Consider the following 24,325-nt stretch of genomic DNA (forward strand, 5'->3'; position numbering starts at 1 on the left):
CGCGGTCATTCCACGCTCTTCTGTCCGGCGAGATGGTTCAGCGTCAGCGCATCGTTCTGCGCGACGACCGTCGCTTCCGTCTGGCTGCGCCGGCGGTTTTCCTGCTGCCCCGCCAACTGCCGGTACAGCGCGATGTATTGCGCGGCCATGCGCGCCCAGCCGAAGCCGGTCGCGAGTTCGCTCGCGGCTTTGCCCATCGCGTGGCGCGCGCTGTCGTCGCCGGCGAGTTGCGCGACCGCGCGAGCGAGCGCTTGCGGGTCGTCGGGATCGTCCAGCACGATGCCGCACTCGGGCGTGATGATCTCGGCGCCGCCGGCGGTGCGCGCGGTCACGACGGGCAGCCCCGCCGCCATCGCTTCGAGCAGCGACAGACTCATCGCTTCGTAGCGCGACGGGAACACGAACGCGTCGACCGAATGCATCAGCACCGGCATTTCCTTCACGAGCCCGAGAAAATGCACGCGATGCGCGATGCCGAGCGCCTTCGCCTCGTCCGGATACGGGCTGCCCGGCAGAAAGCCGGCCACCGCGATCTGCACATGCTCGGGCAGATGCTTCAACGCGGCGAGCACGGTGCCGAGATTCTTGCGCGGCGTGCGCAGGTCGCCGACGAACAGCAGCAGGAACACATCGTCTGGTAACCCGAACTTTGCACGATCGCCGCTCGCCGCCGCGAAGCCCTGCGTGTCGACGCCGTTGTAGATGACGTCCACGCGGTTGCGCGGCGTGAGACCGATCGCGCGGATTTCGTCGGCGACCTTCTGCGACACCGCGGTGATCACCTTCGAGCGCCGGTACGCCCAGCGCTCGAGCAACGCGTTGCAGCGCGTATAGACCGACTGGTACGCGGACCACACGCCCTTCGTGAGACCGAACGGGTAGTACTTGCTCGCGAACCAGCCGCTATGCACGAAATGCGAGGTATTGACGTCGGCGCGCATCCAGGTGATGAAGCCGTTCACGTGCAGCACGTCGTAGTCGCGGCGATGCGCGCGCAGCCACAGTGCGCTCTTCGCCGCGAACACCTGCTGGCGCAGCAGATTGGTGGGCCACCAGCGGCCGATCTTCACCGGCGCCCAGCGCACGTTAGGATGCGCGAGCAGCTCGGGCGCCACGTGCGACGCGACCAGCGTCACGCGGATGTTCTCGTCGAGCGCCGCGCGCGCGATCTCGTGGTTGACGCGCCCCTGGCCGTCGTTATGGCGCACTACGTGCGTGACAATGGCGACTCTCAATCCGTGCCTCCGTGGAGAAATAGCGTGCGTGCGCGGTTCATTTTTTCGTGGTGAACCGCGGAAAGAATCGAAAAAGCGCCCATGAAAAGCAGCAGGCCGCCGGTGCCGACCAGCGAGTTCGTGAACACGAGCATCGCGAAGGTCGCAAGACACAGGCTCAGGCACGCGGAGACGAACTTGTCGTCGCGCAGCCTGAACGAGCCGAGCACCGCGCGCGTCAGCAGCCACACGATGCCGGACATGTACAGCAAGGTGCCGGGCCAGCCGAGCACGAACGGAATGTTCATCACGCCGCTGTCGAAGTTGCCGTACTGGCCGAGCTGGCCGCCGTCGTTGGACAGTTTCGTCGAGGTGCCGGTCGCGCCCATGCCCTCGCCCGAGACGTCGGTAAACGCGGTCTTCGCGAAGGTCGCGTAGAACTCGTTTCGCGCCGCGTAGCTCTGGTCGTCGTGCAGATTGACGATCGTGTTTAGCCGCGCCTGCATCCGCTCGGCCACCGGGCCGACCGCCAGCAGCGGCACGCACAAGCCGGCGAGCAGTACCGCGCTCGCGACGATGCGCACGCGCACCTTGTTGTTCGACTTCACGAGCTGGATCAGGAGCGCGATGACCCAGCCTCCCCACGTCGAGCGCACGAGGCTCAGCGCGAACGAGAAGAAGCCGAGCGCGGCGGCGATCCAGCGCACGCGATGCTGCGCGGCCATCACGAACACCATTGCGCCCATCATCGCGAACGCGAACGGGCCCGACGAGTTCATCGTGCTGAACACGCGTACGCCCAGCGGCACCGGGTCGCCCTGCGAGTTCATCTGCGAGCCGAGCATCCACAGCGCGTCCCACGGCGGCATGATGAAAAACTGGATCAGGCCGTAGCCGCCCATCACCAGCATCCCCCAGATGAACGTGTTGATGATCGTGTCGCGATACTGCGGATACTGGCGCGTGTGCGCCATGATGTGAAAGCCGATCAGGATCGGGTAGAGCCAATTTGCGAGGTCGTAGGTGGCCGCGAGCGGGCCGCTCGACATCACGCCGATCAGGAACGCGTAGATCAGGCCGAGCAGGATCAGCAGCACCGGCAAGCCTCGGCGCTGCGCGAGCAGCCGGTAGTAGCGCAGCAGCGACAGCCCGCTGATCATCGTGACGGCGAGCGGCGCGACCTGGATCAGGCTCGTCGGCGTGAACGCGCCCTTTGACCAGTCGGCGAGACGCCGCACTTCGGGGCTCAGGAACCACAGCCACCACATGAAGCCGATGTAGCGCGCCGGGCTCTTGAAGTAGAGCCACAGACCCGTCAGGATCGCCAGCACCGGGAACGCCAGCGTGAGCACCGTGCCCTGATGCGCGACGATCAGCACCGCGGCGATCAGCCACAGCAGGAGCGGCGGCAGCCATTCTCGCGGGCCGCCTGACAGCAGCCCGCTCGCGGCGTCTTTTGCAGGGCCGGCGTTGGCCGCGCCTGTCGGCGGCAACGGGTTCGCGCGCGGAATCGTCGACATCGCTTATAGGCCTCCGCGCGATTCGCGCCCCGGTGCGGCGGGCTGCGCGTGCGTGGCCGCGCCGGCGTGCGCGCTCGCCTGCCCGCGCGCGCTCAGCATCTCGCGCGTGATCCGCACGTGCTGCATCGCGTAGTGCTGGGTGGTCAGATCGCGCGCGAGCAGACCGGCCGCGGCTGCCTGCGCCTGGCGCAGCGCCTCGTCAGGCTCGGCGGCGAGCCGGTCGAGCGCATCGCGCAGTGCCTGCGGATTGAACGGCGGCACGTAGGCCGCTTCGTCGGCGGGAAAATAGTCGCGCAGCGCGCCGACGTCGGTCGCGACCATCGGCTTGCCGACCGCCGCCGCTTCGAGCATCACCGTGATACCCGACGCGTGCGAGTTCGGCCGCAGCGGCACGACGATCACGTCGGCCCAGTCGTACAGCTCGTGCTGCTTTTTGATGCCGGAAAACAGCGCGATCTCGACATTCGACGCGCGCAGCGACGCGGGAATGCGCCGCCGCGTCGCGAGCTTCACCGTGTAGCGCGGATCGTTGCCGACCGCCTTGATCAGCGTCTCCCAGTCGCGGTCGCGATCGTTGCCGATCGCCGCGATGCGCAGCGGCGTGCGCGGCGTCCACTGCGTCGGCGGAGTGACCGGGAAGTCGCGCGTGTTCAGGCCGTACAGCAGCGGCGTCGCGTCGCGATGGAAATAGCGTTGGCACAACCCGGCGTTTTCGCTAGCGAGTGTGGTCAAGCGATCCGCCCGCGTCATCAGCTTGCGATACAACCAGCTGCGCACGATGCCGTACGACGGCCACTTGTCGAGCAGCCACACGCTTTGCGCGAGCAGCAGCGGCGACGCGCCCGGCCCCGCCTTGCGCCCGCACAGTAGCAGCATCAGCGCGGCGGACAGCCACTCCTGCTCGGTATGCGTCCAGATCACGTCCGAGCGCAGCATCTGCGCGCGATTGCGCCACGTATGGATGAAATCGAAGCCGAGCGCGGCCTTCAGCGCGCGCCGTACGAGCCGCACGGGCCGGCTTTCGCGCGCGTCCTGCGAATAAGTCAGCGCGAATGCTTCGGACTGCGCATGGTGATAACCGTACAGGCAGCCGATATCGTCGCCCTTGCGATAAAAACGCGGATCGGCGCCGTAAAAGAGATGAACGTGAACCTTCGTGCTCATGCGGACACTCCGCTCTTCGACAGCGCGCGCCGCGCCTCATGGGCGCCTGCGCGAACCTCGCGCCAGCGCGACAGCTTCAACTGCGCCTGCTTCGACAGCAGCGCAAGCGCCGCATGCGTGAGGCCCGGATAAAGCCGTGTGCCCACCAGCGTCCACCACCACCACGCGGCTTCGCGGCGCAGCGGCGGCAACTGGTCGCGCAGGATCAGATGAAAGTTGAACGCGGCGTTGCGCAGTGCGGCCATCGTCTGCGCGTCGCGTTTGTCGTCGTCGAAACGCTCGGCCGGGAAATGATCGACCGCGATCTGCGGGTCGTACACGAGCTTCCAGCCCGCGTTTTTCACCGCGAGGCTGAACGCCATGTCGTTATGCACCTGCGCGCCCGCGCCGCGCAGACGCGCGTCGAAGCGGATCGTGCGCACCGCTTCGCGCCGGTAGCTCATGTTGGCGCCCTTCAGGATGTCGACCTCGCGCGCCGCACCGACACCCAGATGATGATTGCCGATGATCTTGCCGTGCGCGGTCACCTTGCCGACCAGCGGCCGCTCGCCGTCGAGCACGCGGCCTTTCTCGTGCACCCAGTCGCGCCCGCCCAGCGCGCCGAGGCGCGCATCGGCTTCGAACGCGGCCGCGATGCGCTCGACCCAGTCGCGGCGCGGCGCGGCGTCGTCGTCGGTGATCGCGATCACGTCGCCGCTCGCGGCGTCGAGCCCGCGATTCAGGGCCGCGACCTGGCCGGGTATGTCCACCGGCGCGATCACGAGCGGCAGGCGGCCGCCCGTGGACGGATCGCGCAGGCACGCATGGGTCGCGTCGTCGTCGACGCGCGCGACCACGATCACTTCGTCGGGCGCGCGCGATTGCCGCTCGAGCGCCGCGAGGCAGCGCGCCAGATCGGCCGGGCGGCGATAAGTCGGTACCAGTACCGTCAGTTTCATCGTGATCTCCTCTGTTCCTGTCGTGCAGAAGTCGGTGCTCGAGTGCGGAGCCCGCGTCACGTGCTCAGGTATGCCTGAGTCGCCGCGTAGCCGCGGTCGTAGCCGACCCGCGAGCGCGCCGGCATGCCGTTGAAGATGCCGCCCTGCACGTGAACGCCCGCCGAGCGCAGGCGTTTCAGCGCATCGGCCAGCTCGAGCTCGCTGTGCATGCCCGAGCGCATCACGAAGAACGTCGAGCCCGCATACGCGCCGATGATCGACGCATCGGTCACCGCGAGCACCGGCGGCGTGTCGATCAGGATCACGTCGTAGCGCTTCGCGAGGCCGTCGAGATACTGCGGCAGACGCGGCGACATCAGCAGCTCGGACGGATTCGGCGGACGGCGGCCGCACGAAATGAAGCTCAGGCCTTCGATGCTCGAACCGCGAATCGCCTCCTCCAGCGAGATCTGGCCGCTCAGCAGCTCGGACAGGCCGTTTTCCTGCAAGCCGCCCAGGTAACGTTCGAGCGTGCCGCGCCGCATGTCGCCGTCGATCATTAATACGCGCTTGCCCGAATGGGCGAGCAGCATCGCCAGGTTCACGCTGAGGAAGCTCTTGCCGACGCCGGCCATCGGCCCCGTCAGCATCACGATGCGGTTGCGCGCGTCCATCAGCGTGAACTGCATCGCGGTGCGCAGGCTGCGCAGACTTTCGATCGTCACGTCCTTCGGCCGCGCGTTCGCAAGCACCGGACGCAGCCGTTCGCCGCCCCGCGCATAGCTGTTTTCGAGCTGCACCTGCTCGGCGCTTTGCGGCACGAGCCCGAACACCGGCAGATGGAACGCGCGCTCGACGTGATCGGGGTCGTCGATGCCCTTGAACAGATTGCGGCGCAGGAACACGAAACCGGTGCCCGCGATCAGCCCGAGAATCACGGCCGCCGAGATGATCAGCATCTTCTTCGGCTTGACCGGCGCGCCGGGGCGCAGCGCGGCGTCGACGACATGGACGTTGCCGCCGGTGCCCGCCTTCTGCACCGACAGCTCCTGCACACGATTGAGCAGCAGCACGTAGATGTCTTCGGCGACCTTCGCGTCGCGCTGCAACTGCACGGCCTTCACTTCGGTGGCCGGCAGATTGCGGAAGCGGTCCGCGTATTTGGTGCGCTGCGCCTGCAATTCGGCCATCTGCTGACGCGCGGCGACGAGCGTCGGATGGTCGTCGCCGTAGCGCTCGGCGAGCTGCGTCATCTGCAGACGCAACGCGGCGATCTGCTGCTCGTATTGCACGCTGCCTTCGAGGTAGACCTTCGCCTCGTCGCTCGCGTTGATCGAGCCGGACTGACGTTGATAAGCGGTCAGCGCGGCCTCCGCGCGTTCGAGATCGGCCTTCAGGCGCGGCTCCTCGCTCTTCAGGAAGTCGAGCATCCTGCTCGCGTCGGCCTGCTTGGTCGACACGTGCTCGCGCAGATACGACTGCGCGAGCGCATTGGCGACGAGCGCCGCATGCTCGGGACTCTTGTCCTCCAGCGAGATCTGGATCACGCCGGTCTGCTTGCCCTGCTCCTGCACCGTGATCGCCGACTGGAACGCGGTGATCGCATCGAGATCGTTCGAGCGCACGACGGTGAACTCCTGCCCGGGGCGCGCGATCAGCGTATTGACGACCATCGTCACGCCCCCGCCCTGCGCCTGCTGCCCGACCTGGCCGCGCAGCAGCAGCGAGCCGTTCGGCGCGAACAGTTCATAGTGCTGCGCGTCGATCACGCGCAGCAGCAGCTTCTCGCCTTCGAGCGACGGCGTCACGTCGATCGAATCGACGTCGACTTTTTCTCCGCCCCATGCGTAGGACGTGAGCCCCAGCCACGCGCGCGCGGGCTGGCCCGGCGTCGCGAGGCGCGCGGCGATGCTGCCGAGCAGCGGGATCGTCTTCGGCGTAACGCTGAAGTTCAGCTTGAGCTGCTGCACGACCGGCGCGACCACGCCACGGCTCTTGATGATTTCGATCTCGGCGTCGGTCGGCAGCGACGTCGAGCCGCTGGTGATCGCGGCGCCGGTCTGCGTTTGCGTGAGCGCCTGCGACATGCTGTCGGACTGCTCGACGCGCACGTGCGCATCGGCCGAATAAGTCGGCCTGGCGAGGTAGCAGTACGCGACCGCCATCGCGACGATGATCGCGGTGATCGCGAGCAGCCACCAGATGTCGTCGAGGATCACCTGCACCAGTTGTCCGAGGACGACGTCTTCTTCTTCGGTCTTGATCGGACCAGCCATGTGTGGAGAGAGTTGGTTGCTCACTGTTCCATCCCGTGTCGTTGGCTTCGGCTTTCGCGTCAGCGGTACTTCTGCTTTCGTTGCACGTCCCGCACCGCCCGGACAACAGCGGCGCGGGACATTACAGGCCAAACGTTCAGCGCGTCAGCTGCTTCAGATAGAACAGCGTCTGCACGCTCGGCAGCACCTGCTGCAACACACGGTTGAACGTGGTCGACGCGGCGGTGCCCACGTACACGACGTCGAGCGGCTGCAACTGGAACTGCGAGGACAGCATGATCGAGTCCGGCTGCGTCATGTCGAGGCGGAACACCTCGGGCGTGGTCGGATGCTCGCGCATGCCGCGCATCACGTAGATCTGGCGCGGATTGGCGTCGGTGTTGAGGATGCCGCCCCCTTGCGTGAGCGCGTCGGCGATCGTCATGCGGCCGCGCGCGATCGGCACCTGGATCGGCGTCTTCACTTCGCCCAGCACGAAGATGCGGCTGTCGGTGCGGTCCGGCACGTTGACCACGTCGCCGTTCTGCAGCATCACGTCCTGGGTGGTATCGCCCTGATCGAGCATGCGATCGGCATTGAGCACATAGAGCTTGTGGTTGCGCGTGAGTCGCACGCGCTGGATGTCGGCGTCCGGGTTCGTGCCGCCCGAGCGCGTGATCGCGTCGACCAGCTTCAGCGGCACGTCGCTGACCGCGAGCGGTCCCGGCTGCTTCACTTCGCCCGTGACCTGCACCTTCTGGCTGCGATACGACAGCACGCGCACGTCGACCTGCGGATTGCGGATATATGGCACGAGGCGGGCGGCGAGCTGATCGCGCAGCTCGGTCGTGGTCTTGCCCGCGGCCTGGATGCGGCCGACGAACGGGAAAAAGATCGTGCCGTCGGCGGCGATGGTCTGGCCGTACGGATCGGCCTGGCCCGGCAGCGCGGCCGTATACGGCTGCTGCAACGCACCCGCGATCGTCTGCGTGGTATTGCCGCCCGAGGACAAGGTACTGCCCTGCGGCGTGGTCAGCTCGGGGTGATCCCACACGGTGATGCCGAGAATGTCCTGCGGCGCGAGGTGGTACACATACAGCGACGGATCGGACAGCGCCGCTGGCGGCAACGGCTGAATTTTCGCGGCGGCGGCTTGCGCCTGCGCCATGATCAGGTTCGCGTCGATCAGATGGACCGGATAGGTTTCGCTCGACGCCTGATCGTTGTCCTTGAGCCGCGACGTGTCGAGGTAATTGCCCGGTGCGGTCGCGCAGGCCGACAGAAAGGACGTCAGCAGAAGTGAGGCGGCGAGCTTCGTGCGCAAGCTCGCGAATGAGTTTTCGATGCGGGGTTTCTTCAGCATATTTTTTTCAGCCATCCCATGACCAGATGTTCGATGAGCACGAGACTCTCCCTGTATTCGTCTTCCGCGCCGCCGTGCGGATCGGCGACGTCCGAATCGGCTTCCCACTTGCCGAGCGGATAGACTTTGCCGCGCGCGGACGGATCGAGCGCTTCGACCTCGCTCACCTGCGCGCGCTCGGTCACCAGCACGAGATCTGCCGCGCGCACGAGCGATCGCTCGAGGCGCCGCGCGTGGTGAACGCCGGCCGCGACGCCGCGCTCTTCGAGCAGGCGCCGCATCACCGGGTCCATGCCGTGGCCGTTCACCGCACGAATGCCCGCCGAATGAAACGCGATAGGTGCGGCGCCCGAGCGCGGCGCGCGCGCCTGGCTCGCCTTGAACAGCATCTCGGCGGCGGGCGAGCGGCACACGTTGGCGTGGCACACGATCAGAACGTTGTCGAACATGGCGGACTCTCTCGCGCGGCGATCGCGGTGGCTTCAGCGGCCGGAGGCTGCCGTCGCGGCGAGGTCCGCCGCCTGCATCGAACCTTTCGCGCCGACACGCGCCGGCGCGTTGCGCAACGCATGCCGCCGGCCGATCGCGTGATACTCGATGCCGAGTTCGAGCAGCACGTCCGGCTCGTACAGATTGCGGCCATCGAAGATCAGCGGCGTCTTCAGCATGCGCTTCAGCGCATCGAAATCTGGACTCTTGAAGACCTTCCATTCGGTCAGGATCACGAGCGCATCGACGCCGCTCGCCGCTTCCATCTCTTCACTCACGAACGAAAGTCGCGCATGCTGCTGCGGCACGTCCTTCAGATCGAGCGCGAGCACGCGCTTCGCTTCGTCGATCGAGACCGGGTCGTAGGCCTTCACGCGCGCGCCGCGGCCCAGCAGCCCGGCGATCAGCTCGCGGCTCGGCGCCGCGCGCATGTCGTCGGTGTTCGGCTTGAATGCGAGACCCCAGACGCCGAACGTGCGGTCCGACAGATCCTCGCCGAGACGCGCGACGATCTTCTGCGCGAGGATCTGCTTCTGCGCATCGTTGACCGCTTCCACCGCTTCGAGAATGCGCAGGTTCGCGTTGTGATCGGCCGCGGTGCGGATCAGCGCCTGCACGTCCTTCGGAAAACAGGAGCCGCCATAGCCGCAACCCGCGTAGAGGAAGTCATAGCCGATGCGCGGATCGGAACCGATGCCGCGGCGCACCGCCTCGATATCCGCGCCGACGCGATCGGCCAGATTCGCGAGCTCGTTCATGTACGAGATGCGCGTCGCGAGCATCGCGTTGGCCGCGTACTTGGTGAATTCGGCCGAACGCACGTCCATATACAGTGTGCGCTCGCGATTGCGGTTGAACGGCGCATACAGGCGCTTCATCAGTTCGCGCGCCTTTTCGCCGGGCACGTCCTCGTCGCAGCCGAGCACGATGCGATCGGGCCGCGTGAAGTCTTCGACGGCCGCGCCCTCCTTCAGGAACTCCGGATTCGACACGACCGAGAACATCGGCTCGACGCCGCGCGCGGCCAGCTCGGCGGCCACCACTTCGCGCACGCGCGAGGCGGTGCCGACCGGCACCGTCGATTTGTCGACGATCACCTTGAAGCCGGTCATATAACGGCCGATGTTGCGCGCGGCCGCGAGCACGTATTGCAGATCGGCGGAACCGTCTTCGTCGGCCGGCGTGCCGACCGCGATGAACTGGATGTCGCCGTGCGCGACCGCGGCCTCGACGTCGGTGGAGAACGTCAGGCGCCTGGCGCGGCGATTGCGCGCGATGATCTCCTGCAGCCCCGGCTCGTGGATCGGCACGCCGCCGTTGTTGAGCACGTCGATCTTGCGCGCGTCGACGTCGAGACAGAACACGTCGTGGCCGATGTCGGCCAGACACGCGCCGGTCACGAGGCCGACATAGCCGCTACCGATGATCGTCAGGTTCATGGATTGCACCTCGGTAAAAAAGTTGATTCAGGAATGCGCTCGCGCGATGCGTGGCATCGGCGCGGCCCGGCGCTCAGCGTTCAATAGGCGTTGCTGCCCGCGAAGCCCTTCCACAGCGTCAGCACGACGATCTTGATGTCGAGCCAGAAGGTCCAGTGCTGCATGTAGTACAGATCGAGCTTTACGCGGCCCATCATCTTTTCGATGCGATCGGTTTCGCCGCGATAACCGTTGATCTGCGCCCAGCCGGTAATGCCCGGCTTGATCCGGTAGCGGTGCATGTAGCCCTTCACCAGATCCTTGTAGATGTCGTCGTGCTCGAGCGCATGCGGACGGGGACCTACCACCGACATCTCGCCGCGCAGCACGTTGATGAATTGCGGCAGTTCGTCGAGGCTGGTGCGGCGCAGGAACGCGCCGACCGCGGTAATGCGCGGATCGCGCCGCGTCGCCTGGGTGATCTTGCCGGCCGCTTCCGTGTGGACCTTCATCGAGCGGAACTTGAAGATCTCGAACTCGCGGCCGTCGATGCCCTTGCGCCGCTGGCGGAAAAACACCGGCCCCGGCGAGCTGAGCTTCACCATCAGCGCGATCGCGAGCATCAGCGGCGACAGCGCGAGCAACGCGCCGAACGCGAACAGGCTGTCGAACACGTGCTTGGGCAGCACGCGCAGATCGGTGATCGGCGAGGCGGCCAGATTGATCGCGGGCACGCCGAGCAACTCGACCATCGGCTGATTGAACAGCGTCAGGCTGCCGACGTCGGGGATGAAGCGGATGTTCACGAAGTCGTTGCGCAGATCCATCACGAAGCGATGGATCGCCTTCTCCTTCGAGATCGGCAGCGCGAGCCACAACTCGCGGATCGCGCGCTGCCGTACCAGTTCGATCATGCGCTGATAGTCGCGCTCGACCGGCACGCCCGCGACCGCGTGCGCCGCGTCCGGGTCTTCGTAAGGATTGATCGTGCCGTCCTCGTCGAACACGACGACGGGCTTGAAGCCGGCTTCGGGACGGCCGCGCATCTGTTCGATCAGGAAGCGGCCGTACGGCGCGCCGCCGACGATCGCGACCGCGCGCTGGTTGAAGCCCTCGCGGCGCAGCCCGCGCAGGATCGAATAGACGATCACCTTCGTGACGACCAGCAGCACGATCGACGCGAGCGCCCAGTAAACGAGCCACAGCCGCGACAGGCTGTCGGCGCGGTGCACGCTGAAGCTGATCAGCACGCCGGTCACTTCGACCATCAGCCAGCCGCCCGTGACGCGCGACAGCAGATCGTAGAGCGGCTTGCCACGCCACGACTGATAGATGCCGAGCGGCGGGAAGAACACCACCACGAGCAGGCAGCCGAACGCGAGCGACACGCTTTGCATATCGTCGAGCCATACCACTCTGCCGCTGTGCACGCCCGCCGCCAGCACCGCGGCGAGCGCGACCATGGCGATGTCGATGATTCTCGCTAGAACGCTCAGCATGCGCCGCCCCTCTGTTCGTCAGTCAAGTGCGATCCGTCGGTTGGTTGAAATGGCTGTTGCATGCGGGTTTCATCGTTGGGCTTTTTTATTTCCGATCTGCCTGGCGGCGCGATTGGACTGAATTAGCCTGAATGGCCAGACCGCAAATTCCAAATGCGAATGAGTGAATACCCTTGTTCATACATCAATAAAGCGGTATTAAAATTCCCACGACAAGACCGCAAAAAATCTCAAATTGTATCGGTCAAAATTTCGGCATTTTTTATGCATTTTGTGCGGCAATTGTTGCCGCAATGCGGGCCCGACAGAAGGTTCCGGGCACCCCATCTCAGCGCTTTCACATGGAAGCTTTCGCTTTGCCAACAGTTCTGGCGCGAAGCTCGGGCTCCACTCGTGCTGTCATTCTTGCGCATCATTAAGCGAAAAAAATGCTTGCTGATTTTTTTCAGGTAATTTTTATTTATAAATAAATCGACGAGACATTTTTTGGTGAATTTCGAATAAATTCGACGCGCCTTTTATCGGAATTGTATTTAACGCGCTTTTATTGATTCGCGACTTCGTGATAAAACTCGACGCATTCATCCAGCCTCGAGGAGAGTTCACCATGACAGCTCCGGCCCCGGTCACGCCTGCCGGCACCCGGCCCACCCCCGCCCAATCGCCCATGCCCTCAACCGCAACCAGCGTCAAGCTCAAGGTTCATCCCGTGATTCTCGCGGGCGGCTCGGGCACCCGGCTGTGGCCGATGTCGCGCGAGCAGCATCCGAAGCAGCTGATCGGCCTGCTCGGCGAAGAGTCGCTGCTGCAATCGACGACCCGCCGTCTCGATGGGCTCGAAGCCGGTTATCCGCTTGCCGGCCAGCTCGTGGTCGTCGCCAATGAAGAACAGCGCTTCACGACGGCCGAACAATTGCGCACGAGCGCCAAGCCGAGCCGGCTGATACTCGAACCCGTGGGCCGTGACACCGCGCCCGCGTTGACGGTGGCCGCGTTGTCCGTCGCCGCGCAGGATGAAGACGGCATCATGGTCGTGATGCCCGCCGATCACGCGGTCACCGACAGCGCAGGATTTCACGCGGCGCTCGCCGCCGGCGTACAGCATGCGGCCGCTGGCCACATCGTCACCATGGGAATCGTGCCGACGCGTGCCGAAACCGGCTACGGCTATATCCGCATCGGCGCGCCGCTCGGTTCTGACGATGCGCAGACCGCAGCAGCGGCTCGCCCGGTCGCGCATCGCCTCGAGCGTTTCGTCGAAAAGCCGCATCTGGAACTCGCGCAGCGCTATGTCGAATCACGCGAATACTGGTGGAACAGCGGTATTTTCATCGTGCGCGCATCGACGTGGCTCAAAGCGATCCGCCATTTTCAGCCGGCCATTTACGCAGCATGCGAATCGGCCTTCGCGGGCAGCACGGCGGACGGTGACTTCTTCCGGCTGCAACGCGATGCGTTCAGCGGCTCGCCGTCGAATTCGATCGACTACGCGGTGATGGAAAAGCTCGGCGCCGATCAGAGCATCGCGTTGGGCGTGGTCGTGCCGCTTGCAGCCGGCTGGTCCGACGTCGGTTCGTGGGACGCGATCTGGGACATCAGCGAGAAGGACCCCGATCGCAACGTGAGCCGCGGCCGCGTGATGTTCGAAGGCGCGAACTCCACCTTCGCGCATTCCGAAGGACGACTGATTGCCTGCGTCGGCACGCAGGATCTCGTCGTCGTCGAGACCGCCGATGCGATTCTGGTCGCCGACAAATCACGCGTGCAGGACGTCAAGAAGATCGTCAACCGGATTCGCGAGGATGGCGGGCTCGAAGCGGCCAATCATCGCAAGGTGCATCGGCCGTGGGGCAACTACGATTCCGTCGACACCGGCGAGCGCTTCCAGGTCAAGCGGATCGTCGTGAAGCCGGGCGCGCGGTTGTCGCTGCAGATGCATCATCATCGCGCGGAGCACTGGATCGTCGTGCGCGGCACCGCGCTCGTCACGCGCGGCGACGAACGCTTTATCGTGTCCGAAAACGAGTCGGCCTATATTCCGCTCGGCGTGACGCATCGCCTCGAAAACCCGGGCAAGATGCCGCTCGAAATGATCGAGGTGCAGTCGGGTTCGTACCTCGGCGAAGACGATATCGTGCGCTTCGACGATACGTACGGAAGGCAATGAGGCGCGAGCGGTCGCAATGACGAAGCGGGAACCTGCGGCGGCGCAAAGCGGCCGCGGGGACCGCCGGGCTCATCCCACGTATGAGATGAGTTCTTTGTAGGTTGCGGATAAGCGCTCCGCGGTGCCGCTGTCGGTCGTCACCGTGGGCGTGCTTGCCCCGCCCGCGGTCGCGGTGTCCGACGGATAGCGGCGCAGCGTCCCGCGTAATGCATTCAGTGATGGCTTCAGCGGCCCGTGCAACGGCGCGCCGTGATTGCCCGGGTGATTCGCGATGCCATTGACCGATGCCGGTTCCGGCGCATGACGCAGGCCTGACAACGAACGGTCCGCGGACCGCTGCGCAAGGTTCGCCGACGCGGGCGCGGCCGTTGCGTGGACCATGGTCGTGGCCGCCGCGTCGGTCGCGCATTCGCGATCGATCCACTGACGCGCCCAGTCGAGCGCGAACTGCTGCGCGTGCTGCGCATCCGCGAAGCGCGGGCCGACGAGGCCAGAGCGCTCGACGCGCTTGCCGTCCCTGATGATCTCCGCCCACCCGCGATACATCGCATTCGGCACTTCCTCGACCACCACGTAGATCAGATAACCGCGCGAATCGGCGACCTGCATGCCGCGCGGGGCGAGGCCCAGCGTCAGCGACGGGCGCGGGTCGTCGACCGCGACGCTCTCGACCGTTTCAAATGCGGCCGGTTCGACGCGCATCTCCGCCGCCGTCGCGGACCTCGCCACTGCAGACGTCGCGAACGCCGATGTCGCCCCCGCGCTCGCCGGCGCAAGCCCCGACAATTGCCGCGTGATGTCGCCGATCGGATCGGCCGTACGCCATTGGCTCAACGCGCTCGCGGCGCCGGGCGCCTGCCACGACTCGGGACTCTTCCACGACACGCCGCGCAGATTATTGTCTTCGCGCGGGCTCGGGGTTTGCGCAACCGGTGCCGCGGGTCTGGCCGTAACGGGCGGCGCCGGTTGGGGAATGTATGCGAACGTGCGCCCGCTCTGCGACAGCAGGCGGACCATCTCCAGCAGTGTGCCGTTCAGTTGCCACTCTTCGAAGCGGCGGCGGCAGGTGGGACCGGACGGATAGCGGCCCGGCAGCTTCGACCACGGCTCGCCGGTGGTCATGATCCACAGCACGGCATTCGTCACGATGCGCGGTTCGGCGCGCGGCCGGCCGCGCCGGTTCAGACGGACGGCCGGCTCGTCGGAGACGAGCGGCGCGAGCAGCGCCCATTCGTCGTTGTTTAGCTCATCGAAAAACATTGGATTTTCTCCACGCGGCCTGGCCTGGCCGCGGCGTTGGGCCTGCCACGGATTCTCAGCGTTCACGACCCGTGTGCGGCCCTCGGTTGCACAAATTTGTTTGGTCCGTTCGGCTCGCTGGAGCAGCCCGCCCACACGTGGTGCGGCTCTTCCCTATTACGAAGCACAAAACGCGGTCTCACTCGTGCGTGGGAAAATTTGTGCACGAAGCATACCATTCCAATCTTTGCATGAGTACAGTTGAGACAAGTGTTACGGATAGAAACAATCTTGTCGGTTTCGTTGCGTCGATTCTCGTATTGCCGTAACAGAAGCCGCTGCTTATCCGGCATCGGATCTGTCTATTGCAAAGCACAATACCGCATGACCGAACAGAATGGGATTTAGAAATGTCATTGCCGATCCAGCATGCATTTCTATGCGCTTTGATGGTTGATGTGAACATCGGTTTCGAGCGTCGGCGAAAGGACTGCGACGCGCCCGCGCGGTGACGTGGAGGCAACGGGAGGCGGCCGCCGCGCATGCGCGGAGTTCGAGGCGTGACAGAAGCGATGAAGTCGCTTCGAACGACGTTACGGGCGCACTGGTTTCGATGCGTGCTCACCGACGACCGTGGTCCATTCGCGCACGCGCCAACGCGTAACCAGTCCGGAGAGTACGTACGGATCGGCGGTAGCAAAGGCCTCCGCCACCGCAGGCGACGCGCCGGTGAAGAGCAGCACCGCACCGTCCGTCGGCTCCGCGAGTGCGCCGGCCAGCAGCAGTTCGCCGCGCTCGGCGGCGGCCCATGCGAGTTTCAGATGCGCGTCGCGGTGCTCGCCGCGCCGCTCCAGATAGTCGGGTACCAACTCGTACATCAACAGGTAATGCATGGTGAGTCTCCTCGCGAGGTTGAGGGTTGGCAGAGAGCGGCATGCGCCGGAGCGCAGTTGAGGATAACGGCGACTACCGAATTTCATGCCTATTTTCTATTCGGTTGCATTCGCAGCAATAAGAAAATTCTCATTGCCTGTTAACCATAGATCAAAATAGCGGGAACCGTAATTTCGTTTCAATAAGCTTGAAATAAACGTCACGAGCAATCTGCATTGCATGACAAAATTCGCGCTCTCGTTCATTCGATTGTTTCAAACGCCGCAGCGCCAGGTGCGCCACGCTGCTCAGGGAAAACGAGCGCGGACCGCTGTCAACCGGAATGCATTTTGAGCCGTTCTGGCAGACGCCATTTGCCATAATGGATGCGCCGATGGGCCCATGGATGCCGTCGTCGCCCGCGCGCATGAACGATCAGAAACGTTTTCACCACCGATGGAGTGTCCCATGAAAATCCAATCCGCTATCGCTACGCTGGTGTTGGGCGCGGTACTCGTATCGCCGGCGTTTGCGCAGAACAGCCAGCAAACCAAGATGGCCGACTGCAACAAGCAGGCCGGCGACAAGAAAGGCGACGAGCGCAAGGCGTTCATGCAAACCTGTCTTTCCGCGAAGCCGGCCGCCGCCGCGCCGATGAGCCAGCAGGACAAGATGAAGGTGTGCAACAAGCAGGCGGCCGACAAGAAAGGCGACGACCGCAAGGCCTTCATGAAGACCTGCCTGTCCTCCTCGGCGCCGGCCCACTGAGCGAAAGGCGTAGCCGTCCCCCACGCCGGCGCCCTCCGATCGACGCGGCGCCGGCGCATCGTTGCGCCCACGCGGCGCTCCGATCGAGTCCCCCGCTTCGTCGTCCACCCGCCGCAACGCGCCGTTTTCTTCTATGATGGCTGCGGAGACGGCCCACCCTCACTCATATAGAACCAAACAACTACGCGGGCCGCCATCTTGTCGTTGGTGCTACTGAGCATCGATCGGAGGCAAGGATGGTATCGAAGCACAAAAACCGCTGGTTAAGGCGGTGGTTGCTGGTCATCATATTCTGGGCCGTGCCTGTGGCGATCGTCGCGGTCAACGAGATCCGAGAGGAAATGTCGTACAACGCGGTCGATCTCGACCGCGCGCTGACCACCTGGAATTTCACCCAGGCGCAGCGCGCCGCCGGGGCGCCCGCGCATTGCCATGGCAAGCCCGACGAGGCCAAGGCGGCCGGTTGCCCGGCCGACGTACTGGCCGCCAACGCGCCGCGCCAGCAGGACGCGATCAACGAATACAGCGTGCGCCGCTCGACGCTATTCGCCTATCTGTGGCACGCGTTCGTCGGCTATTGGATGGTGCCGGCGGCTATGCTGTTCGCGATCGGCGCGATCATCGGCATGGTGCGCCGCGCGCTGCGGCGCCCGCCCGCGGTCAAGAGTCCGGCGAATCATGGGTGAGCGGCGGCCGCGCCGCTTGCACTTCGCCGCAATTTGCTGCGCCGAAACAACACTCTCATTGCCATGTCGATGGGCCGCCGCGCGACGCGAAAATCGGTAAAAACCGGCGCATCGTGCGGCCACGCCGAAGCGTCCCCACAATCGCCGCGACTCGGGCGCTGTTCGGCGTCGCCCCTCGGATCGTCGCGCGACGCGTGCTCGGAAGTCGCGCGCAAGGCCGGTCAAATTTACTGGGAAGACCTCTTGCGATCAGGCTCAAACCCTTGTCCCATAAGGCTTTTCGCGTTGTCACGCAGCGCGCCTTTTGCACCAGCGTGTGTTATAACTCAAAGGCAACCAGGCGACACCACCACGGTTGCGCCCCGGATCCATGACGGAGAAAAACGATGCAAAGACGACACTTCATGTTGAAGACGACCGCTGCGCTTGCTTTCGGAGGCCTTGCACTCGCCGGCTGCACGACGACGGGCAACACGCCGGAAAATGCTCATGTCGACGCCTCGAAACGACAGTCGATCGACGCCAGCGTCGATGGCACGCTGTCCAAGCTGTTCACGACCGTGCCGGGCTCGCGCGAGCTGGTGTCGAAGGCGCGCGGCGTGCTGGTGTTCCCGTCGGTGCTGCAGGCGGGCTTGATCGTCGGCGGCCAGTATGGCGAAGGCGCATTGCGGGTGGGCGGCGCGACGGTCGGCTACTACAGCACCGTGTCGGGCTCGTTCGGCCTGCAGGCGGGCGCGCAGTCGAAGGCGATCATCTTCCTGTTCATGACGCAGGATTCGCTCGACAAATTCCGCAACGCGGAGGGCTGGTCGGCCGGCGTCGATGCATCGGTCGCGCTCGTGAAGATCGGCGCGAACGGCGCCGTCGACACGACCACGGCCACCGCGCCGGTGCAGGTTTTCGTGATGACCAACGCGGGCCTGATGGGCGACGTCTCGCTGCAAGGCACGAAGGTCACGCGGCTGAAGATCTGAGCGCGCTCATCGGCGCGCTTCACTGATCACTAGCGCGCATCGCGGCGAAGGCCGCGCGGAGGACCCTGCGCGGGTCGTCGCGCGGCCTTTTTGTTATGTATGCCGATGCCGACGCTCGGGAACGGAAAAACTCGCGCGCAAAAAAACGGCGCCGCGCATCGCGCACCGCCGTCCTTCGCTTCGACACGTCCCAACGATCCCGCGTCAACGGCCCGACGAATCGACCACCTTGAACCTCGAGCGCTTCTGTGCGCGAATCACCAACTGATAGGCCTCCACATACTCACGCGCCATCCGGTGCGACGTGAAGCGCTCCTCGAAACGCCGCCGCACGCCCGCGCGCGACACCTTGTGCAGCCGGTTCACGGCCGCCACCGCGCCGATCTCGTCCTCGACGATGAACCCGGTCACGCCCTCTTCGAGCACTTCGGGCACCGAGCCGCGGTTGAACGCGATCACCGGCGTGCCGCAAGCCATCGCTTCGATCATCACGAGACCGAACGGCTCCGGCCAGTCGATCGGAAACAGCAGCGCATGCGCGCCCGACAGAAACTCGGCCTTCTGATGATCGGCAATCTCGCCGATGTACTCGACGTACGGCAGGTCGAGCAACGGCCGGATATCGCGCTCGAAGTACTCGCGATCGGCCGCATCCACCTTGGCGGCGATACGGATCGGCATGCCGCAGCGGCCGGCGATGCGGATCGCCGTATCGACGCGCTTTTCCGGCGAAATCCGGCCGAGAAACGCGAGGTACTTCTGCTCGACCGGTTGCGGCGTATAGAGCTGCGCCGGCAGGCCGTGATAGACCGTGGTGAGCCAGCGCGCCTGCGGCAGCGGATGACGCTGAGCGTTCGAAATGGAGATCACGGGCGCGGTGTTGAACGTGTCGAACACCGGCTGCTGCTCGGGCAGATCGAGCCGGCCGTGCATCGTCGTGACGAACGGCGTGTCCTGCCGCTTGAATACCGAGAACGAGTAGTAGTCGAGGTGGAAATGCAGCACGTCGAACTCTTCGGCCTGGCGGCGCACGAGTTCCATCAACAGCATATGCGGCGCGATGCGGTCGCGAATGCCCGGATCGAGCCGCAGCGCGCGCGGCCACACCGCTTCGAGCTTCGCGCTCGTGACGGAGTCGCCGCTCGCGAACAGCGTCACGTCGTGGCCCTGCTCGACCAGCGCTTCGGTGATGTACGACACGACGCGCTCCGTGCCGCCGTAGAGCTTCGGCGGCACCGATTCGGTCAGCGGGGCGATCTGCGCAATCTTCATATTGTGTCTCCGTGAGCCGGCGGCTGGCGCGCAATCGCGATGCCGTCGGCGACGCCGAGTATGACAGCGCCATGACGTCGGAACAATGCGCGCGGTCCCTAACGCGGTCCCTAAGCGTCGCATGCATCGTCGCTACGGGGAATTATTCCCTGGCATCGGTCGAAAAGCCGCAGGTCTTGCAATTGCTCGGTGCTGTTACAAGCGGCTTACATCCGGTGACACGCGGCCACGCGCCGGGTTTGCGCGGGCTTTGGGCCGTCGCCGCGCCGTCATTTGTGGCCGCCGCCCTCGCCCGACCCGCGCACTGGCATGCTGCGCAAATCCCTGAGGAAGCTGTCGCGCCACACTCCGAGATCGTTCTTACGCAGCGCGGCCATGTCGATCTCGTGACGCCGCTGGCGCGCGTCGAGCGGCATTTGCAGCGCGCGTTGCAAGGCCTCGCACATGCCGATCGCATCGTGCGGATTGACGAGCAGCGCGCCAGAGAGCTCGGCGGCCGCGCCCGCGAAAATCGACAGCACGAGCACGCCGGGATCGTCGGGATTCTGCGCGGCCACATACTCCTTCGCGACGAGGTTCATGCCGTCGTGCAGCGGCGTGACGAAGCCGATCTGCGACTCCCGAAACAGCGACATCAGCTTCCAGCGGTCGTACTGCTGGTTCAGATAGCGGATCGGCGTGTAGTCGAGCCCCGAGTAGCGGCCGTTGATGCGCCCTGCCTCGTATTCGAGATCCTGGCGGATCTTCTGATAGGTCGCGACGTCCGAGCGCGTAGGCGGCGCGATCTGCACGAGCGTGACGTTGCCGCGCCATTCGGGCGAGCGTTCGAGCAGCAACTCGAACGCGCGAAAGCGCTCGACCAGTCCCTTCGAATAGTCGAGCCGGTCGACGCTCATGATCAGCTTGCGCCCCTCGAGGCTTTGCTTCAGCTCGAGCACGTGCTGGCGGCTTTCGTAGCGCTTGGCCTGCTCGGCGATTTCGTCGGGGAACACGCCGATCCGGTAGACGCCGGTGCGCAGCTTGCGCCCGAACGCCTCGACGAAGCCGTCCGCGCTCACCGTGCCACGCGCGTGACGCGTCACGTAGTCGTGGAATGCCTGCTGGTCGGTGGCGGTCTGGAAGCCGAGCAGGTCGTAGCACGACATCGACTTCACCAGTTCCTCGTGCGGCGGAATGTTGAGCAGGATCTGCGGCGCGGGAAACGGAATATGCAGGAAGAAACCGATGCGGTTCGTCACGCCCTCGCTGCGCAGCGCCTCGGCAAACGGGATCAGATGGTAGTCGTGAATCCAGATGATGTCGTCGGGTTCGAGCAGCTTGACCAGCTTGTGAGCGAGCCATGCGTTGACGCGCCGGTAGCCCGCGTACTCCTCGCGCTCGTAGCGCGCGAGGTCGTTGCGGTAGTGGAATACCGGCCACAGCGTCGCGTTCGAGAAGCCGCGGTAGTACTGGTCGTAGTCCTTGCGCGTGAGGCCGACGGTTGCGAAGGTCACCGCGCCGTCCTGCTCGAGCATCGGCCCCGCGTTGGCGACCGTTTCGCTGACTACGTCGCCGCTCCAGCCGAACCAGACGCCGCCTGCATCCTTCAGCGCGCCGAATACGCCGACCGCGAGTCCACCCGCCGATCCCTTGGTCTCCGTCGGCGTCGCGACGCGATTCGACACGACGATCAATCGGCCCATAGTGCATGTCCTCCGTCATTCTTGCGATGCGCCGCGACGCCTGAGCAGGCGTGGCGCGCCCGTTAGTAGCAATCGGCGTGCCCGCGCATCGCCGGGCTTGCCGAGGGCGGTCGCCGCACGCGGCTCGCGATACCCAACTCGCAATTTGCCACTCGCCGCTCGCGATTCGCGATCCGCAACGCCCGCCTAAGCCTGTTCCTTCGCCTTCTGCGCGACCTCGCCCGCGCCAGTGCGGCCGATGCGGCTCGCCACCGGATCGGCTTCGGTATGCGCGGCGGTGCTGCCGGCTGGCGCCTGCCGGCTGCGCGGCAGCCAGTCGCTCGGGCCAGCGCCACCGGTCTCCAGCTCCGCCGACACCTCGGCACGCGCCCGCGGCAGGTATTCCGGGTAATGCCGATGAACGAAATCGAGCAGCCCTTCGCGCACGCGGCAGCGCAGATCCCACGCAAGGCCGGAATCGGGCGCGCTGACGAGCGCGCGCAACTGCATCGCGCGCTCGGTGCAGTCCGTCACCTGCAGCACCTGCACGCGACGGTCCCACTCGGGCGCGTTCTCGACGATGCGCGCAAGCTCCTCGCGCAGCGGCGCGAGCGGCATCCGGTAATCGACGAACAGGAACACGGTGCCGATGATCTGCGAGCTGCTGCGGGTCCAGTTGGAGAACGGATTTTCGATAAACCATTGCAACGGCACGATCAGACGGCGCTGGTCCCACAGCCGCACCGACACGTACGTGCCGGTGATCTCCTCGATGCGTCCCCACTCGTCCTGGATCACGACGACGTCGTCGAGGCGGATCGGTTGCGACAGCGCGATCTGCAAACCGGCGATCAGGTTGCCGAGCACCGGCCGCGCCGCGATACCGGCGACCAGACCGGCGACACCCGCCGACGCCAGCAGGCTCGCGCCGATCTGCCGCACGTTGGGCAAGGTCATCAGCGCACCGCCGACACCGATGATCACGATCACGATCATCACCGAGCGCGCGAGTACGCGCGCCTGCGTATGGATGCGGCGCGCCTGCAGGTTATCGGCGGAATCGAGCGGATGGGCGCGGATGATCGCTTCGCCGATTGCCGCGGCCGAGCGCACCGACAGCCACGTCAGCGCGGCAATCAGCGCGATGCCGGTGATGTCGCGCACCGGTTCGATGAAGTTGAGGGTGTCGGGTGCCTCGGACCCGACCCACGCGAACACGAGGATCACGAGGGCGAACAGTGACGGCTTGTCGATGTAGCGCAGCACGACGCTCGTCAGCGCGTGCGGCCGCGCGAGACGCTTCACGACGCGCGCGCCGATGCGGTGAATGCCGCTCGCCACGATCGCCGCGATGGCCGTCACGATCAGCGTGCCGGGCCACGTATGCAGCGGCGCGGCCGCCACGCGGTAGAAGTCGTCGATAGTAGGCATAACGGGCATCTTCCTCCGGGCTCGATGAGCGGCGGCGCGCCTGCGCGACGACTGACATCCGGGGCGCACGACCGCGCCTGGGCGTTACAACGGGTTCTTCGATGCGCCGCGGTTATCGATCAGCCGCCGCTCTTGCAGGGAAACGCCTTGCCGAGACCCAGCGAAATCGCCGTGCTCGCGTTGTAGCCCGCGGCGTTCGGGTTCTCGGCGATGTACTTGCGCACCGCGTCGGTCAACTGCGCCGAGCGCGCATCCGGCGGCAGGCAGAAGTACTGGCCGACGCGCGGACCGGTGGTGCCGCCGATCGCGTCGATCGTGTTGAAGATGCCGTCGGCCGCGCCTTCGATGTAGGCCGCGCAGGCGCTACGCGAAGCCACGTCCGTCTTGGTGCACAGCTTGTTGAGGTCGCCTCCCGTAAACGCGGCTGCCGAAAGCGGCAAGGCAAGCGCGCCGGCGAAAATCAAAGCCCGCAGCATGGTGTTCCTTTCCAGGGTTGTTTATTCACGCGGTCTTTCTGCCGCGTCCGGACGGCGCGCTACGCGGCGCGCCGAAGTCGTCATTCTGCACTGTTTTATGCGGCGGCAGCAGGCCGGCAGCCGCGCGGCTCGGACAAAACGGCTGCAAAGCGGCGCGGCATGGCGAGGCGCCTGCCGACAAAACGTCATTGCTTCTGCTGCTGCGTCTGCTGCATGCGCGCCGTGAGCCCTTCGACGACGTCCGGCTCCTTGTAGGTCTTGGCGAAATCGAGCGCGGTCATGCCGATCTGGTTTTTCACCGACAGGTCCGCGCCGTTGTCGAGCAGCAGCTTGACGGTGGAAACGTGGCCGCCGCGCGCGGCCATCATCAGCGGCGTGGTGCCGTTCGGCGAGCCCGCGTCGACGTAGGCCGAGTGGTCGAGCAGCACCTTGACGATGTCGTCGTGGCCGTTCGCGGCCGCGTAGTGCAGCGGCGCCCAGCCCTTCTTGTTGACCTCGGCGCCCTTCGCGATCAGCAGATTCACGAAGTTCAGGTCGCCGACCAGCGACGCCATCATCAGCGCGTTTTCGCCGGCCTTGTCCTGAATCTCGATATCGGTCTTTGGATTCGCAAGCAACGCGGCCGCGACCTTGTCGGATTTCTCGCGCGCGGCGATCACGAGCAGCGGGATGCCCTGATTGTCGACGCTGTTCGGGTCCATGCCCTTCGCGAGCAGCTTGTTGACGCCGTCGACGTCGTCGAACTTGACCGACTTGATCAGCGAGTCGATCGGCGCCGCATGCGCGGGCACCGCGACGAGCGCCGCGCACGCGAGCGCGGCGGCGCACGCGAGACGGCGCGCCGGCGCGAGAGCCCGGGCGGCCGACCCGGCGGACAGCGGTTGGAAATCAGCGGACGACGTCGAAATATTTTTCATATGGTACTTTAGGAAATCTTCC

The 24,325-nt window shown here is 65.3% G+C and carries 21 protein-coding genes; 4 read left to right on the forward strand and 17 right to left on the reverse strand.

Translation table 11 applies throughout. The features are described from left to right. Positions 1 to 5: 5 nt before the first annotated feature. The 9 genes from OKW39_RS02195 to OKW39_RS02235 form a co-directional block, all read right to left on the reverse strand. Positions 6 to 1,235, reverse strand: a complete 1,230-nt coding sequence (locus OKW39_RS02195; RefSeq protein WP_429336445.1) for a glycosyltransferase family 4 protein — start codon at positions 1,233 to 1,235, stop codon at positions 6 to 8. Further along, the gene (locus OKW39_RS02200; protein ID WP_429361262.1) at positions 1,232 to 2,734 is read right to left on the reverse strand and encodes a glucose-6-phosphate isomerase; all 1,503 of its coding nucleotides are present in this window, start codon (positions 2,732 to 2,734) and stop codon (positions 1,232 to 1,234) included. The genes OKW39_RS02195 and OKW39_RS02200 overlap by 4 nt, the downstream gene beginning before the upstream one ends. Before the next feature lie 3 nt (positions 2,735 to 2,737). Next, positions 2,738 to 3,898, reverse strand: a complete 1,161-nt coding sequence (locus OKW39_RS02205; RefSeq protein ID WP_429561958.1) for a glycosyltransferase family 4 protein — start codon at positions 3,896 to 3,898, stop codon at positions 2,738 to 2,740. After that, on the reverse strand, positions 3,895 to 4,836 hold the full coding sequence (locus OKW39_RS02210) for a glycosyltransferase family 2 protein (RefSeq protein ID WP_187610089.1): 942 nt from the start codon (positions 4,834 to 4,836) through the stop codon (positions 3,895 to 3,897). The genes OKW39_RS02205 and OKW39_RS02210 overlap by 4 nt, the downstream gene beginning before the upstream one ends. A 56-nt stretch (positions 4,837 to 4,892) precedes the next feature. Next, entirely contained in the window at positions 4,893 to 7,091 is a 2,199-nt protein-coding gene (locus OKW39_RS02215) for a polysaccharide biosynthesis tyrosine autokinase (RefSeq protein WP_429563442.1), read from the reverse strand. 136 nt (positions 7,092 to 7,227) lie between these two features. Next, entirely contained in the window at positions 7,228 to 8,448 is a 1,221-nt protein-coding gene (locus OKW39_RS02220; protein WP_429561959.1) for a polysaccharide biosynthesis/export family protein, read from the reverse strand. Next, complete coding sequence (locus OKW39_RS02225) at positions 8,427 to 8,882, reverse strand: exopolysaccharide biosynthesis protein (protein ID WP_090804816.1); 456 nt, start codon at positions 8,880 to 8,882, stop codon at positions 8,427 to 8,429. The genes OKW39_RS02220 and OKW39_RS02225 overlap by 22 nt, the downstream gene beginning before the upstream one ends. A 33-nt stretch (positions 8,883 to 8,915) precedes the next feature. Continuing rightward, positions 8,916 to 10,361, reverse strand: coding sequence for a UDP-glucose dehydrogenase family protein (locus tag OKW39_RS02230; protein WP_429561960.1), 1,446 nt, complete (start codon positions 10,359 to 10,361; stop codon positions 8,916 to 8,918). A gap of 80 nt (positions 10,362 to 10,441) precedes the next feature. Continuing rightward, the gene (locus OKW39_RS02235) at positions 10,442 to 11,839 is read right to left on the reverse strand and encodes an undecaprenyl-phosphate glucose phosphotransferase (RefSeq protein WP_429561961.1); all 1,398 of its coding nucleotides are present in this window, start codon (positions 11,837 to 11,839) and stop codon (positions 10,442 to 10,444) included. A gap of 607 nt (positions 11,840 to 12,446) precedes the next feature. Between OKW39_RS02235 and OKW39_RS02240 the strand changes: the two genes are divergently transcribed. Continuing rightward, entirely contained in the window at positions 12,447 to 14,006 is a 1,560-nt protein-coding gene (locus tag OKW39_RS02240) for a mannose-1-phosphate guanylyltransferase/mannose-6-phosphate isomerase (protein ID WP_429561962.1), read from the forward strand. A gap of 69 nt (positions 14,007 to 14,075) precedes the next feature. Here the strand turns inward: OKW39_RS02240 and OKW39_RS02245 are convergent, their stop codons facing one another. The 3 genes from OKW39_RS02245 to OKW39_RS02255 form a co-directional block, all read right to left on the reverse strand. Continuing rightward, positions 14,076 to 15,266 (reverse strand): transposase, encoded by a 1,191-nt coding sequence (locus tag OKW39_RS02245; RefSeq protein ID WP_429561963.1) that lies wholly within the window; start codon positions 15,264 to 15,266, stop codon positions 14,076 to 14,078. 572 nt (positions 15,267 to 15,838) lie between these two features. After that, positions 15,839 to 16,138: a YciI-like protein gene (locus tag OKW39_RS02250; RefSeq protein ID WP_018418036.1), complete on the reverse strand. Its 300-nt coding sequence runs from the start codon at positions 16,136 to 16,138 to the stop codon at positions 15,839 to 15,841. Positions 16,139 to 16,289: 151 nt separating this feature from the next. Beyond that, positions 16,290 to 16,547, reverse strand: coding sequence for a hypothetical protein (locus tag OKW39_RS02255; RefSeq protein WP_429561964.1), 258 nt, complete (start codon positions 16,545 to 16,547; stop codon positions 16,290 to 16,292). Between the two features lie 39 nt (positions 16,548 to 16,586). On the opposite strand from OKW39_RS02255, the gene OKW39_RS02260 reads away from it, so the two are divergent. The 3 genes from OKW39_RS02260 to OKW39_RS02270 all read left to right on the forward strand — a co-directional run bounded on the left by OKW39_RS02260 (position 16,587) and on the right by OKW39_RS02270 (position 18,546). Further along, on the forward strand, positions 16,587 to 16,886 hold the full coding sequence (locus OKW39_RS02260) for a PsiF family protein (protein ID WP_090804806.1): 300 nt from the start codon (positions 16,587 to 16,589) through the stop codon (positions 16,884 to 16,886). 236 nt (positions 16,887 to 17,122) lie between these two features. After that, positions 17,123 to 17,572: a hypothetical protein gene (locus OKW39_RS02265; protein WP_090804804.1), complete on the forward strand. Its 450-nt coding sequence runs from the start codon at positions 17,123 to 17,125 to the stop codon at positions 17,570 to 17,572. Between the two features lie 386 nt (positions 17,573 to 17,958). Beyond that, positions 17,959 to 18,546, forward strand: coding sequence for a BPSL1445 family SYLF domain-containing lipoprotein (locus OKW39_RS02270; protein ID WP_090804802.1), 588 nt, complete (start codon positions 17,959 to 17,961; stop codon positions 18,544 to 18,546). A gap of 204 nt (positions 18,547 to 18,750) precedes the next feature. Here the strand turns inward: OKW39_RS02270 and OKW39_RS02275 are convergent, their stop codons facing one another. The 5 genes from OKW39_RS02275 to OKW39_RS02295 all read right to left on the reverse strand — a co-directional run bounded on the left by OKW39_RS02275 (position 18,751) and on the right by OKW39_RS02295 (position 24,303). After that, entirely contained in the window at positions 18,751 to 19,818 is a 1,068-nt protein-coding gene (locus tag OKW39_RS02275) for a glycosyltransferase family 4 protein (protein WP_090804800.1), read from the reverse strand. 269 nt (positions 19,819 to 20,087) lie between these two features. Next, positions 20,088 to 21,500 carry an alpha,alpha-trehalose-phosphate synthase (UDP-forming) gene (gene otsA / locus OKW39_RS02280; protein WP_429336436.1) on the reverse strand — a complete coding sequence of 471 codons (1,413 nt, stop codon included), beginning with the start codon at positions 21,498 to 21,500 and terminating at the stop codon, positions 20,088 to 20,090. Positions 21,501 to 21,686: 186 nt separating this feature from the next. Next, the gene (locus OKW39_RS02285; protein ID WP_429561965.1) at positions 21,687 to 22,910 is read right to left on the reverse strand and encodes a mechanosensitive ion channel family protein; all 1,224 of its coding nucleotides are present in this window, start codon (positions 22,908 to 22,910) and stop codon (positions 21,687 to 21,689) included. Positions 22,911 to 23,029: 119 nt separating this feature from the next. Then, positions 23,030 to 23,386, reverse strand: a complete 357-nt coding sequence (locus OKW39_RS02290; protein WP_090804794.1) for a Rap1a/Tai family immunity protein — start codon at positions 23,384 to 23,386, stop codon at positions 23,030 to 23,032. 185 nt (positions 23,387 to 23,571) lie between these two features. After that, a complete protein-coding gene (locus OKW39_RS02295; RefSeq protein ID WP_090804793.1) occupies positions 23,572 to 24,303 on the reverse strand; it encodes an ankyrin repeat domain-containing protein in 732 nt (243 codons plus the stop codon). Positions 24,304 to 24,325: the final 22 nt, after the last annotated feature.

This window comes from Paraburkholderia sp. MM6662-R1, assembly GCF_050436245.1.
Classification (GTDB): Bacteria; Pseudomonadota; Gammaproteobacteria; order Burkholderiales; family Burkholderiaceae; genus Paraburkholderia; species Paraburkholderia tuberum.